Raw genomic sequence first — 14,184 nt, 5'->3', positions numbered from 1 at the left:
GTGGGGGACGTGGACGAGACCTTTGCCAGGGCCGAGGTGGTGGCCGAGATCGATTTCGAGTTCGGTCGCCACACCGGCGTGACCCTGGAGCCGCGCGCGCAGATCGCGCACTGGAACCCGGCCGAGCAGCGCCTGACCGTCTACCACTCGTGCCAGGCACCGCACATGATGCAGGACTTGTACGGCCGCCAGTTCGATCTGCCTGCCAGCGCCATCCGCGTGCTCTGCAAGGACGTTGGCGGCTCGTTCGGCATCAAGGTGCACGCTTACCCCGATGACTTCGCCACCGTGGCGCTGTCGATCATGCTGGGCCGTCCGGTGAAGTTTGTGGCCGACCGGCTGGAGAGCTTCACCAGCGACATCCATGCGCGACACCACAGCATCAAGGCGCGGATCGCCGTCAACCGGGACGGCGAGATACTGGGTTTCGACATGGAGGACCTGACTGGCATCGGCCCGTACTCCATGTTCCCGCGCACCAGCGCCATCGAAGGCAACCAGGTGGTGAACCTGGTAGGTGGTCCCTACAAGCACAAGCACTACCGCGCCAAGCTCAACGTGGTGTTCCAGAACAAGACGCCCACCTGCCAGTACCGGGGCGTGGGCCACCCGATCGCCTGTGCCGTGACGGAGGCGCTGGTGGACCTGGCGGCCCAGAAGATCGGCATGGACCCGCTCAAGATCCGCGAGATCAACGTGATTCCGGATGACGCGTACCCCACAACCGGCGCTTCGGGCATCAAGCTCGAGATCCTGTCGCACGAGGCCAGCCTGAAAAAGCTGCGCGCGCTCATGAACTACGACGCGTTGCGCGCCGAGCAGGCTGCGCTGCGCAAGCAGGGCATCTTCCGCGGCATCGGCTTTGCCACCGTGATCGAGCTGACCAATCCCAGCGCCGCGTTCTACGGTGTGGGCGGTGCGCGCATTGCCTCGCAGGACGGCGCCACCGCGCGGCTGGACCCCGAGGGCAATATTACCGTGCTGGTCGGTGTGGGCGAGCAGGGCCAGGGCACCGAAGGCATCTACCGGCAGATCGGAGCCGACGCGGTCGGCGTGGACATTGCCAAGGTGCGCATCGTCACCGGCGACACCGACGCGACACCGTACGGCGGCGGCACCTGGGCCTCGCGCGGCGCGGGCATCGGCGGCGAAGCCGTGCTGCTGGCCGGCCAGGCGCTGCGCGAGAACATCGTGAAAGTGGCGGCCATCATCCTCAAACGCGAGGGCGCCACCCTGGCGGTGCGTCGCGACCGTATCGTCGATGCCGCCACGGGCGAGGAGCTGCTGCCGTTGGCCGAGCTGGGCCGCATCGCCTATTTCCGCTCCGATATGTTGCCGGCCGATTTCACGCCCGAGCTCATGGTCACGCGCCACTACGCACAGCGCGATTTCCCGTTCATCTTCACCAACGGCGTGCAGGCGTCGTATGTCGAGGTCGACCCGGACACTGGCTTCGTGAAGCTGCTCAAGCACTGGGCGGTGGAGGACTGCGGCCGCGTGCTCAACCCCATGCTGGTGGACGAGCAGATGCGCGGCGCCATCGTGCAGGGCATCGGCGGTGCTCTACTGGAAGAGTGCCTGTACGACGACAGCGGCCTGATGATCAACGCCAGCATGGCCGACTACCTGGTGCCGATGTCGGCCGAGATGCCCGATATTGAAGTGGCCCACATTCAGACGCCTACCGCCACCTCGAAGCTGGGGGCCAAGGGCGCAGGCGAGGCCGGCACGGCCGGCGCACCGGCGGCGGTGATGAACGCCATTAACGACGCCATCGCGCCGTTCGATGCCCATGTGTTCTCGCAGCCGATCACGCCGCAGAAGGTGTTGCGCGCCTTGGGCAAGGTGCGCTGAAGGCCTGGATGTCGGTCCTGCGGGGCGCAGGTCCGGTGTTCACGCGTTCAGGGGATCAAAGCAGCACGATTTCTGCCCGTCCGCTGAGAATCGGCCGGCACAGGATCTTGTAGCCGTCGGCGTCAAAACCCGCCGCCACCACGTCGAGCTTGCGGGCCTGGGCCTTATTGCGCACGCTGCCCAGATAGCACCAGTTGCGAATGACGTGGATCTGGCGCTCCTTGTTGGCGTAGCGCTCCACCAGGCCGATGGCCCCGGGAAAAGGCCAGCAGGCTACGCGCAAACTGTCCAGGCTGGTGAACAGGCGGCTTTGGTGGGCCGCAGAGCTTTCATCGCCACGGCAAACGCCCGCGCACTGGTGCAGCATGGCGCGAAAGCAGGCGCGGCCGGGTTTGAGCTTTTCCAGCCCCAGGGCGCCGTAGCACAGCCGGTGCTGGTCGGCCAGGTTGCGCAGTCCTTCCAGCGCGGCATGCCGGCTGCCAAACAGACCGTACAGCGAAGGCTCGGTAGCGAAGTTGATGTCTTTGGAATAAACGACTTCAGGTTGCCCGTCCACCACACGCAGGGCGCACAGTTGCCGGCTGCGCCGCAGCTTCTGGTTCAGCAGGGGGTGTTGCTGTTTGATCAGGCTGGCTTCAAGCAGCAGCGCGCCAATCTCGCCGGCCGTGCAAATATGGCTGATGCGGCGGGTCTGGCGCAGCAGGCGCGCTTCGTCAGGATTGCGCAGGTGGGAAAGAACGCGGCTGCGCAGATTGATGCTTTTCCCGATGTAGATCGGCAGGTCGCCTTCTTCGCCGTGGAACACGTAGATCCCGGGCGAAGAAGGCAGATCGGTGATGGCGTCGCGCAGGTGGGTAGGGTAGTCGTGCGGCCGGACTTGCTCGAACTCCGGGTGGCTGCGTGCGGGGTTGTGCATGGTGCTGAGGCGGGGAGGGGGCGCGGCGTGACGGAGGTGAAAAATCAGAGGACCCGCTGCTGCCTGTTTTTAAGGCAGCTTCCGCCAGCCCAATGCTGGCGCGGGTTTGGCGAGTTATACCGGACCTTATCCACAGCGTAGGCCACAGGGCGCGGGGACAACTTGCCAGGCGATTCAACATCCACCAGATGCTGCAGCCAGGCGGTCCCGGCGGCGGCAATGTCTGGGTAATTGTTTTTTTGAAATTTAACGTTTCTGATATTGCGCGCTGCCAAACAGGATTTCCCGTTCCTTGTCCCCTGTGATGGGGCGGCGCAGGTCTGCCAGCACCTGCACGCCGCGCTTGACGGCCGGGCGCTCACTGATCAGGTCAAACCACTTCTTGAGGTGCGGGTAGTCGGCCCAGTCAATCCCCTGGTTTTCCCAGCTGCGCAGCCACGGAAAGATGGCGATGTCGGCGATGGTGTACTGGTTGCAGGCGATGAATTTGCTGCTGGCCAGTTGCCTGTCCATCACGCCATAAAGGCGCTTGGCTTCGTTGGTGTAGCGGGTCACCGCGTAATCGATCTTTTCGGGCGCATAGATGCGGAAATGGTGGGCTTGCCCGAGCATGGGGCCCACGCCGCCCATCTGGAACATCAGCCACTGCAGCACCTGGAACTTGAGCCGGTCGGTTTTGGGCAGCAGCTTGCCGGTCTTGGCGGCGAGGTAGAGCAAAATGGCGCCCGACTCAAACAGCGCAATCGGTTTGCCGTCCGGTCCATGCGGGTCGACCAGTGCCGGAATCTTGTTGTTGGGGCTGATGGCCAGGAACTCGGGCTTGAACTGGTCGCCGCTGCCGATATTGACCGGAATCGCCCGCCAGTCGCGTCCCAGCCGAAGGCCACATTCCTCCAGCATGATGTGGACCTTGTGGCCGTTGGGCGTGGGCCAGGAATAAACATCGATCATTCAATTTCCCTTTTAGAGCAACGTGAGCATGCACTTTACGGGAAAAGCAAAAACCTCTGTTCAGTCCCGGCGAGCGGCCTGGCAGGCTAGAAGCCGCGCGTCACCGGCATTTCAACCTCACCGGGCATCACCAGGTGCTTGGCCAGTTCCAGCTTGGCCAGCGATGCGCGGTGCACTTCGTCCGGGCCGTCGGCCAGGCGCAAGGTGCGTTGATTGGCGTAGGCGTAGGCCAGCGGAAAGTCATCCGATACGCCGCCGCCGCCATGGGCCTGGATGGCCCAGTCGATGATCTGGCAGGCCATGCTGGGCGCCACGACCTTGATCATGGCAATTTCCGCCTTGGCCACTTTGTTGCCGGCGGTGTCCATCATGTAGGCGGCCTTGAGCGTCAACAGCCGTGCTTGTTCGATCATGCAGCGTGACTCGGCAATGCGTTCACGCCAAACCGATTGCGCGGCAATGGGTTTGCCAAACGCAATGCGGCTGTTCAGGCGTTTGCACATCAGCTCCAGCGCGCGCTCGGCAATGCCGATGCTGCGCATGCAGTGGTGGATGCGTCCGGGGCCAAGACGGCCCTGGGCAATTTCAAAGCCCCGGCCTTCACCGAGCAGCAAACTGCTGGCGGGCACCCGCACATTGGTCAGCCGCACTTCCATGTGGCCGTGCGGGGCGTCGTCGTAGCCAAACACCGAGAGCGGGCGAATCACCGTGATGCCCGGGGTGTTGGCCGGCACCAGAATCATCGATTGCTGCTCGTGGCGGCCGGCGTCGGGGTTGGTTTTGCCCATGACGATGTAGATGGCGCAACGTGGATCGCCCGCACCGGATGACCACCACTTGAGCCCGTTGAGCACGTAGTCGTCGCCATCGCGCTCAATGCGGCATTCGATGTTGGTGGCGTCGGACGAAGCCACTTCGGGCTCGGTCATCAGAAAGGCCGAGCGGATTTCGCCTTTCAGCAGCGGCTCCAGCCATTCGTCTTTGTTGGCTTCGGAGCCATAGCGGGCAATGGTTTCCATGTTGCCGGTGTCGGGCGCCGAGCAGTTGAACACTTCGGCGGCGAAGGGAACACGGCCCATGATTTCGCACAAGGGCGCGTATTCGAGGTTGGACAGGCCTTCGGGAGCGCGGGGCGAGTGCGGCAAAAACAGGTTCCACAAACCGGCGGCGCGCGCCTTGGGCTTGAGTTCTTCAATGATGGTGGTGGGAATCCAGGCATTGCCCTTGGCCCGGTTTTCGGCAATTTCCCGAAAGAAGCGGGCTTCGTTCGGGTAAATGTGCTCGTCCATGAACGCCAGCAGGCGTGCCTGCAGTTCCTGCACTTTGGGGGTGAAATTAAAGTCCATGAAATCTCCTCGGGTGGTTGTCGTTGGTTTTAACGGGAACTGAACAGGGCGCTGGGCTCAGGGCGTGCTCTTGAGGGCAAAGTCCCAGGCCATTTTGGCCAGCAGCGGAGCGCCAGCGGCCGAGCTGACAGCCTGCGCGCTTGACGCGGTGCCGGCTTCAACGCGTTTGGCGATGCCCTGCAAAATCGCGGCCAGCCGGAACAGGTTGTAGGCCAGATAAAAATTCCAGTCCGCCTTCAGGGCCTCGGGCGTGCTCAAGCCGGTGCGCTCGCAATATCGGCGGATGTATTGAGCCTCGTCAGGAATCCCCAGGCTGGCCACATCGAGTCCACCAATGCCGCGAAACGTGCCGGGCGGAATATGCCAGGCCATGCAGTGGTAGCTGAAGTCCGCCAGCGGATGGCCCAGCGTGGACAGCTCCCAGTCCAGCACGGCCAGCACGCGTGGCTCGCTGGGGTGAAACAGCAGGTTGTCGAGCCGGAAGTCGCCATGCACGATGGAGGTCAGGCTTTCGTCGCGCGCGCTGGCCGGGATGTTCGCTGGCAGCCACTGCATCAGGCTGGTCATCTCGGCGATAGGCTGGCTCATGGGGCCCGCGCCGTCGGCCGAAGCGGTGTACTGCTTGCTCCAGCGGCCAATCTGGCGCTCAAAGTAGTTGCCGGGCTTGCCGAAGTCGGCCAGACCCCGCGCGGCATAGTCGACCTTGTGCAGTGCGGCAATGACGCGGTTCATTTCATCGTAAATCTCGCCGCGCTGATGGCTGCTCATGCCGGGCAGGGCCTGATCCCACAGCACGCGGCCTTCCACAAACTCCATGACATAAAAAGCGCGCCCAATCACGGTCTCGTCTTCGCAAAGACAATACATTTTGGGCACTGGCACGTCAGTGCCCTGCAGGCCCCGCATCACCTTGAACTCGCGCTCCACCGCATGGGCAGACGGCAGCAGCTTGGCAACCGGGCCGGGTTTGGCGCGCATCACGTAAGAAGCCCCTGGCGTGATCAGCTTGTAGGTGGGATTGGACTGGCCGCCCTTGAAAATCTCAAGTGTCAGCGGCCCCTCGAACCCTTGCAGGTGCTGTTTCAGGTAGGCGGTCAGGGCTTGCACGTCAATCGCGTTGGCCCCCGAGACAGCCCGGGTTCCTACAAAGTGGTCAAAGTTGCTCATGCGGTGGGTACTTGCCTATTTATCTATTTCAGCTTCAGAAATACGCAGCAGGGCTTGGCGGTTGCGCACCACCAGGCCGCCCGGCTCGATGCGAATCGTTTCCTCGCGCTCCATGGACTTGAGTTCCTGGTTGACGCGCTGGCGAGAGGCGCCAAGCAACTGGGCCAGCTCTTCCTGCGCCAGTTGCAGGCCAATGCGCACCTCGCCGCCGTCGGACAGGCTGGGCAGGCCGTAGCTGCGCACCAGGTGCAGCAACTGCTTGGCCAGGCGCGCCCGCAGCGGCATCGTGTTGAGGTCTTCGACCAGGCCGAACAACTGCCGGATCCGCCTTGCGTTCAGGCGCAGCAAGGCTTCGTACAACTCGACGTGCACGCTCAGGATCTTGCGCAAATCGCCGCGCGCCACGCACAGGGTGGTGGTGGCGCCATGGGCATAGGCGTCGTGCGTGCGCCGTTCGCCGTCGAAAATCGCCACATCGCCGAACCAGATGCCCGGTTCCACGTAAGTCAGCGTGACTTGCTTGCCCGAAATCGAGGTTGAACTCACACGCACCGCGCCTGTGGCGCAAGCGATCCACTCTTCCGGCGGGTCGCCGCGCGCGCAAATGAGGTCGCCGTCTTTGTAGCGTTTGACGTAGGCGCATCGAAGTATGTCGTGTCTGAGCGAAGGGGACAGGGATGAAAACCAGCGACCACTGTTGATCGCTGCACGTTCATCTATCGTAAGAATAGGATCGTTCATGGCCTGTCTTTTGAGTGACTCACAAGCCTTGCATTGTCGCTGTCGGGACGGGGCAGGCCTATTGAAGGAGTCGCACGGGCGTCAGGCGTAGTTGCGGCAGGGGCCCGAGATCAAATGTGATGCCATTTTTAATAAATCTTACGTGAGGCTGACAATCACCCGGCCTCTTGAAAAATTTAGTAGTTGCGCGACGTTCGGCAGGAAAAATTACATGGGCACATGACTTTTCACAAACCGCTGACAATTTTTGTGCGTCAAAATGTTCCATTGAGTATCCAATAAAGAAAATGAGTAAAGGTCAACAGCGCCTAAAACTTTAATGAGAGAGAGGATAAATGCCAACATCCAGCGTTGAGAAAAAATATCCATTCGATTCAAGCTTTGCATCGAACGCAGCAGACGTGGAAATGGTAAGCCAGATGCGTATGGTATTGGCTGTTGCGGTATTGCTGGCTGTTTCGATTGATCCTTCGGTGTTGAGCATCGTTAACACTTTTACATCACTCGTATTTTTTTTCTATCTACTGCATTCAATTTTTGTCTACGTTTCCCTGCTTCAGGATAAACCGTTTTCAAAAAGTGTATTGGTTCACAGGCTGGATGTACTCTGGTTTGCGCTGATCGTTTTTTTTACGGGCGGCGTCGACAGCTTTTTCTTCCTGCTGTTTTTCTTCCCAATTATCACTTCTTCTTTTCGATGGGGATTTGAGGAGGGTGGAAAAGTCACCATTGCTTCGGCCCTGTTATTTGCAGCATCAGGCTGGGCCATGGAGGCGCAGCATGATTTTCCACAACTGTTACTGCGTACCATATTTTTGCTGACGCTGGGCTATATGGGGGCGTACTGGGGCGAGTCAAAAGTCAGGCTCATGCATCAGCTGGACCTGCTCCGTGATGTCAGTAAATTATCAAATCCAAGATTCGGTGTCGATCACACCATCACCCGAATTTTGAATAAAACACGCGTTTTCTTTAATGCCAGCAGTTGTATTTTGGTGATGCAAGACAAAGACTCTGGCGCCTGTTCACTACGTAGTGTAAGCGAGGCTGATGCAGGCTCTTACATGACTGCTGATCCACTGAGCACGGAAGCGGCTTTACCGCTTATGAGCATTTCACAAAACCATATCTTGCTATATAGCCGTCCGCCTTGGCCCGTCATGTCATCGGTATTTCAGGAGTCATTTGAATATGATTGCGCCGGACATCGATGGAATAAAAGTAAAGTATTATCAAGCAAAAATTTGGCTGAACTTCTGGAGGCGCGCTCTTTTATAAGCGTGCCCTTGAAATTAAGGAGGCAGCAAGGTCGAATTTATATAATTTCACGAAACGAGACATTAAACAAGTCGGACGCATTATTTTTAAGTCATATTTCTGCGCAGGCTTTTCCTGTGATTGAAAATATGGAGCTTCTTGATGGAATGGCTTCCGATGCAGCTTCAAAAGAACGACAAAAAATATCGCTGGATCTTCATGATACCGCCATCCAGCCCTATATTGGCTTGAAGCTGGGTTTGGGCGCGATACGAAATAAAGCTTCTTTTGATAACGTGCTTAATTCCGATATTGACAGATTGATTGGCATGACTGAAAAAGTCATAGATGATTTACGTAATTTTGCCGTTGCATTTAAAACTGGATGCGATAAAAAAGAACCCATATTTATGAGTGTTTTGAATCAGCAGGCTGCGCGTGTCAAGGAATTTTATGGAATTGATATTTCCATCGCCCTGACTGGTAATGTCAAGGTGAGTGATCGCCTGGCCACGGAATTGCTGCAACTCGTGCATGAGGGCCTAAGCAATATCTGCAAACATACCCTCGCTCAAAAGGGTCTTGTAGATATTCAGTTTTCAGAAACGCTGCTGAAAATTAAAATAGAAAATGAAAATAAAACTATACCAGTTATTGACTTCACGCCACGCTCGATAAGTGAACGTGCTGCCGGGCTGGGAGGCATGGTGCATGTTAACCAGGGGCAGGGCGGCAATACGGTCGTAACCGTTGAAATACCGGTTTAAAAGGTGTACCCATGAAACTACCGACAAAAACAATTCGCATCATGCTTGTAGATGATCACCACACCATGCTGTGGGGACTCGAAAAATTAATAGAAAGTGAAAAGCCGCGAATGGAGGTTGTTGGAACCGCAACCACTTCCGGCGAGGCGCTTGTGAAGGCCGCCTCACTGTGCCCTGACGTTATTTTGCTGGATCTCGACCTGGACGGGACAAGCACCATTGAAATTCTTCCAGCGTTGTTGTCAAATCCGGCGTCGCGCATCTTGATTTTTACAGGAGCGCGTGAGCAAGCTACGCTGGATCTGGCTGTCTTTCGCGGGGCTCGTGGCGTTCTGCGCAAGGATGCATCTGCGGAGCAGGTGCTGAAGGCGATTGAAAAAACGGCCGAAGGCGAAATCTGGCTCGACCGCGAAACCCTGGGAAGGGTCTTCACCGAATTCATGAGTCCCAAGGCGGCAAAAAAACTTGATCCTGAAATTGAAAAGCAAGAAAGCCTTACCTGCCGAGAGCGAAAAATAGTTCATGCCGTTGTTGAAGGCAGTGGCGCCTTGAATAAAGTTCTAGCCCAGAGGCTGTTTATATCCGAGCATACCCTGCGGAATCATTTGACAGCCATCTATCAAAAACTTGGCGTCAGCAACCGGCTTGAGCTGTATGTGTATGCGGTCAAACATCAGTTGGGTAATATGACAACTGAAGTTGATTCTTGATAATAGAAATTTGTCTGACTTCAAGTGGCTTGACAGCAGTCATCAAGCCACTCCGTAGCGCCTAGCCACCGCCACCGAGCATGGGAAGTATGGTTCGGATCACCTGAATCACGGCCGGCCCCATGATGACCATGATGATGGACGGAAAAATACAGACCACCAGCGGGAACAACATTTTTGTTGGGACCTTGGCGGCCTGTTCTTCGGCCCGTACCTGGCGCTTGTGGCGCAGATCATCGGAAAATACCCGCAGCGACTCACCAATGCTTGTACCGAATTTGTCTGCCTGCATCAGCATGACCGCAAAGGTTCCTATTTCCTCCACACCCGTGCGAAGCGCGAGATTTTGCAAAGATTTCTCCCGGGTGCCGCCCGCCCTCATTTCCAGATTGGTTAGGTGAAGTTCTTCTGCCAGGGCGACACTTTTTATCTGGATTTCCTCTGCGACTTTGGTCAGGCCCGCATCCAGGCCCAAACCGGCTTCTACACAAACCAGCATCAGGTCAGCCGCATCAGGAAAGTTTTCGAAAATCTCCTGTTGACGTGCCTTAATTTTTAAATGCAAAAAAATATTCGGTAAATAGCAGCCTAGCAGTGCTGAAAGCATCAGGTAAAACATAAATTCCATGCCCGTTTGGTCCATGCTTCTAATTGCCAAAAATGCCAGACTTGCAAAGACAATCGGCAACAGGGTTTTGCATCCAAAATAAATCAGGTATGCGTCTTCATGCCGAATTCCGGCGTTGAAAAATTTTATCCTTAACAGTGATTTTTCCCAGTCGCCGGTGGGCAAGGACAGCTTGGCCAAAGGACTGGCGATTTTTGCAAAGGTTTCTGTCCAGCGGGATTTTTCAACGGGCCCTGTCATGGCTTGAAGGCGTTGTTCGGTTCTGGTTGGCACCAGCCATATAAACAGTCCTATCAAGCTCAATGTGACGGCAACGAATATAAGCGCAGGAAATAAAAACATTTTTATGCTCCTTTAAACGTGAATTTTGATTATTTTTCTAAGAATAAATGCACCAAAAACCATCAGGATAAGCATGTATTTAATGATGGAAATACCTATGGGGTCCGTCCATAAGGGTGTCATGAAGTCTGGATTCACTAGATACATGGCGCCGGCCAATGCAAAAGGCATGACGCCTAAAATCCAGGCAGACAGGCGTCCTTCCGAGGACAAGATTCTTACCTTTGAAAGCAGCTTGAGTCGCTCCCGAATCAAGCGGCTCAAATTACCCAGTACCTCGGTCAGGTTGCCGCCCGAGTCGCGCTGGATCAGCACGGCCACAATGAAATAACGCAGATCGGTAAGGGGCACGCGCACACTCAGGTTGGTGAGTGCCTGTTGCAGCGACACGCCGAAATTGACTTCGTCATGCACCACACCAAACTCTCCGGCCACGGGTTCCGCCATTTCGTCGCCCACCATTTGCAGGGCCGATGAAAAAGCATGTCCGGAGCGCAATGCCCTGGTGATCAGGTCGAGCGCATCCGGTAACTGCCTTTCAAACTTCTCCAGGCGTATCGCTCTTTTACGGCCGACATACAGCAGGGGTATGACTGCAAAGACTGCACCCACCCCTGCGCTCAGCAAAAGTGATTGGTGCGCTGCATAGAGCATGCTGATGCAACTGATGGCGCCCAGCGCAGCACACGACAGCAGCAGCCTTGACACCGTCCAGTCCAGCCCCGCCTGGTAGATAAATCGGCTCAACTTTTCCGCCCGGGCCATTCCCAGCAAGTACCGCTCAATGGCCGGCACTTCGCTGAGCATGCCTTGCTTCAGCAGTTGCGCCCTTGCGGTGTGGTCAGACGACGCGGACAGCGCTTGCAGTCGCTTTGTAATTTTTTTGGCCTCGGGGCCCTTGTAGGACTTCCAAAGCAGGTGAGCCCCTTCAAGCAGCAGGAGCACTGCCACAAACACAAGCACCGATATCAGCAGAAAGGCGTTGCCGCCGATGTTTTGCAGCATGATGCATCCTTTTATTGGTAGTGTTTGGCGGGGTCAAACATGGCGTCGGGCAACACCACCCCAAACGAGCGCAGGCGTTCCGTGAATTTGGGCCTGACGCCCGTCGCCTGAAAATGCCCCTCTACCTCACCTTCCGGGCCGATGCCGGTTTGCCTGAACGCGAAGATTTCCTGCATGGTGATGACCTCGCCCTCCATGCCTGTGATCTCCTGGATGCTGGTGATCTTGCGTTTTCCGTCGATCAGCCTGAGCCCCTGGATCACGACCGTGATGGCCGAGGCAATTTGCTGCCGGGCGGCCTTGTGCGGAAGGTTGAGATTGGCCATGCCGATCATGTTTTCCAGTCGGGACAAGGCATCGCGCGGCGTGTTGGCATGAATGGTGGTGAGCGATCCTTCATGGCCGGTGTTCATGGCCTGCAGCATGTCAACCGCTTCAGCGCCGCGCACTTCGCCAATCACAATGCGGTCAGGCCGCATGCGCAGGGCATTGCGGACCAGCGCGCGTTGGGTAATTTCACCTTTGCCTTCGATATTGACGGGCCGGGTTTCCAGCCGCACGACGTGCGGTTGTTGCATCTGCAATTCGGCCGCATCCTCTATCGTGACGATGCGCTCGGACTCGGGAATGTAGCCTGACAAGATATTGAGCAGGGTCGTTTTACCGGCGCCGGTGCCGCCCGAGATGATCATGTTCACCTTGGCTTTGCACAGGCCTTCCAGCATGAAGGCCATCTCGGGCGTCAAGCTTTTGAGCTCGTCCACCAGGTTTTCCATCTTGAGCGGGATATGCGCAAAGCGACGAATCGACATCATGGGGCCGTCGATCGCCACCGGCGGAATCACCGCGTTGACGCGCGAGCCGTCTGGCAGCCGCGCATCGACCATGGGGCTGGACTCGTCGATGCGCCGGCCGACCAGGGACACAATTTTGTCAATGATGCGCAGCAGGTGCTTTTCGTCGGTAAAAGTGACGCCGGTCAGCTCCAGTTTGCCCTTGCGTTCCACGTAAATCTGCTCGTAGGAGTTCACCAGAATATCGGACACCGTGGGGTCGGCCATCAGCAGTTCCAGCGGCCCGAATCCCAGCATTTCATGCTGAATATCCCGGATCAGCGTTCGCCGCTCAATGTCATTGACGGCGGCTTGCTCGTCCAGGAGCAGCCGCTCCACCATGGTGGCGATTTCCTGCCGAAGCAGGGCAGGGGGCAAGCTCTCCAGCACCGCCAGGTCAAACTTGTCCAGCAGCTTGAGGTGTATTCGGCCCTTCAGGACCTTGTAGGCTTCGCTGGCAACCTGGCCCTGATTTGCGTCAGTAACGACCTGAAGGACCCGCTGCATGGTGGGCTCTACGGCGACGGCATTGAGTTTTTCCCGGAATGACATTTTTAGGCTCCTTCACATTGCAAAAGAAACAAGGACTTGGCAAACAATAATTTCCTGTCGGTCATTCCCGCGCAGGCGGGAATCCTGTCGCATTACGAAGCACAGTGCGCGTTGAGTCAACGCACTGGTTACCCGCCTGCGCGGGTATGACGAAGCTGGCGGCAACTCGCATTCGGAAATCGGGCGGCTCAGGCCCGCCTTAACAGACGATCGAGCAAGCTGCGGCTTTCTTCCTGTTTCGGGCTCAGCGACAACGCAAAGTCAGCCAGACTCTTGGCAACCGCATTGGAGCGGGTTACCTCGGCCAAGGCATCGCCTTGATTGATTGATGCATTCACCTCTTTGTACGAATTGGGTACGGTGCGCAAGTTGGTCGTGCCCAGCGAGCGCTGGATGTCAGCCTGGCTGATGTCGCCCCCCTTTTCGAAGCGATTGACGATCACCTCAATCTTGTCTGCGGGGTAGCCGAGTGACTTGAAGACGGCAAGGAGCTTGCTCGCATTTCGAAGTCCGGGCAGACCCGCCTGCAATACCGGAAATATCCGGTAAGCCCGGTCCAGGACTTTGATGGCCAGCGTGTCCAGGGTGCGGCTCATGTCCAGCAGTACAAAGTCATACTGGGTTAGCGCCACGCTCAGGATGGCATCAAGGTGCTCGGGCTTGATTTCCATCGCCCGCGTCAGGTCTTCAGGCGCGGCCAAGATGCTGTAGTTGGCTGCAATTTTTACGCTGCTTGCTGCCAGAAAGGACGCATCAAGCCGGCTGATGTCGTGCGCCACATCCGCCAGCGTAGAGGCCGGCTGGCCATCATGAACAAAGGACAAGGCATCGCCAAACTGCAGATTCAGATCGATCAGCAGAACAGACTTTGTTTCTGCCAGCTGGAAGCCAAGATTGGTCGCTAAAAAGGTTGCCCCGCTGCCGCCTTTGCAGGGTATGAACGCCAGTATCTTGCCGGTGCCTTTGTTCTTGGCGCCCAGTAACTTGCTGGCGATGCGGCTGACCGCCGCCTGCAGCGCGTCCGCGCTCACGGGCGATGGCAGTACTTCACGCACACCGGCCCGCATCGAGTTAATCAAAAACTCCGGCGACTGGGTGGCGCAGAGCAGGATCAC

At 57.4% G+C, this 14,184-nt stretch carries 12 protein-coding genes; 3 read left to right on the top strand and 9 right to left on the bottom strand.

The features are described 5' to 3' along the window. On the top strand, positions 1 to 1,854 hold a 1,854-nt coding region (locus IV091_RS15020), incomplete at its 5' end, for a molybdopterin cofactor-binding domain-containing protein (protein ID WP_293470065.1). Positions 1,855 to 1,909: 55 nt separating this feature from the next. Here IV091_RS15020 and cho read toward each other — a convergent pair. From cho to IV091_RS14995, 5 genes are all read right to left on the bottom strand, one after another. Beyond that, complete coding sequence (gene cho, locus IV091_RS15015) at positions 1,910 to 2,770, bottom strand: excinuclease Cho (RefSeq protein ID WP_293470064.1); 861 nt, start codon at positions 2,768 to 2,770, stop codon at positions 1,910 to 1,912. Between the two features lie 246 nt (positions 2,771 to 3,016). After that, positions 3,017 to 3,721, bottom strand: coding sequence for a glutathione binding-like protein (locus IV091_RS15010; RefSeq protein ID WP_293470063.1), 705 nt, complete (start codon positions 3,719 to 3,721; stop codon positions 3,017 to 3,019). 86 nt (positions 3,722 to 3,807) lie between these two features. After that, positions 3,808 to 5,067 (bottom strand): acyl-CoA dehydrogenase family protein, encoded by a 1,260-nt coding sequence (locus IV091_RS15005; protein ID WP_293470062.1) that lies wholly within the window; start codon positions 5,065 to 5,067, stop codon positions 3,808 to 3,810. Between the two features lie 57 nt (positions 5,068 to 5,124). Continuing rightward, positions 5,125 to 6,234: a phosphotransferase gene (locus IV091_RS15000; RefSeq protein ID WP_293470061.1), complete on the bottom strand. Its 1,110-nt coding sequence runs from the start codon at positions 6,232 to 6,234 to the stop codon at positions 5,125 to 5,127. A gap of 15 nt (positions 6,235 to 6,249) precedes the next feature. Continuing rightward, positions 6,250 to 6,975, bottom strand: a complete 726-nt coding sequence (locus IV091_RS14995) for a Crp/Fnr family transcriptional regulator (protein WP_293470060.1) — start codon at positions 6,973 to 6,975, stop codon at positions 6,250 to 6,252. Between the two features lie 335 nt (positions 6,976 to 7,310). Between IV091_RS14995 and IV091_RS14990 the strand changes: the two genes are divergently transcribed. Both IV091_RS14990 and IV091_RS14985 read left to right on the top strand, forming a co-directional pair. Next, positions 7,311 to 8,999, top strand: a complete 1,689-nt coding sequence (locus IV091_RS14990; RefSeq protein ID WP_293470059.1) for a histidine kinase — start codon at positions 7,311 to 7,313, stop codon at positions 8,997 to 8,999. A gap of 11 nt (positions 9,000 to 9,010) precedes the next feature. Beyond that, on the top strand, positions 9,011 to 9,709 hold the full coding sequence (locus tag IV091_RS14985; protein ID WP_293470058.1) for a response regulator transcription factor: 699 nt from the start codon (positions 9,011 to 9,013) through the stop codon (positions 9,707 to 9,709). 61 nt (positions 9,710 to 9,770) lie between these two features. Here IV091_RS14985 and IV091_RS14980 read toward each other — a convergent pair whose 3' ends face one another. From IV091_RS14980 to IV091_RS14965, 4 genes are all read right to left on the bottom strand, one after another. Continuing rightward, positions 9,771 to 10,679, bottom strand: coding sequence for a type II secretion system F family protein (locus tag IV091_RS14980; protein ID WP_293470057.1), 909 nt, complete (start codon positions 10,677 to 10,679; stop codon positions 9,771 to 9,773). 12 nt (positions 10,680 to 10,691) lie between these two features. Then, complete coding sequence (locus IV091_RS14975; protein WP_293470056.1) at positions 10,692 to 11,684, bottom strand: type II secretion system F family protein; 993 nt, start codon at positions 11,682 to 11,684, stop codon at positions 10,692 to 10,694. 11 nt (positions 11,685 to 11,695) lie between these two features. Continuing rightward, positions 11,696 to 13,024, bottom strand: coding sequence for a CpaF family protein (locus IV091_RS14970; RefSeq protein WP_293470066.1), 1,329 nt, complete (start codon positions 13,022 to 13,024; stop codon positions 11,696 to 11,698). A 233-nt stretch (positions 13,025 to 13,257) separates the two neighbouring features. After that, positions 13,258 to 14,184, bottom strand: a 927-nt coding sequence (locus IV091_RS14965; protein WP_293470055.1) for an AAA family ATPase, incomplete at its 5' end; no start/stop codon positions are given.

It is taken from the genome of Polaromonas sp., assembly GCF_018780625.1.
Lineage (GTDB): Bacteria > Pseudomonadota > Gammaproteobacteria > Burkholderiales > Burkholderiaceae_C > Polaromonas.
Note: the sequence above shows the minus strand (reverse complement) of the source record. Positions and strands in the feature narration are given on the sequence as shown.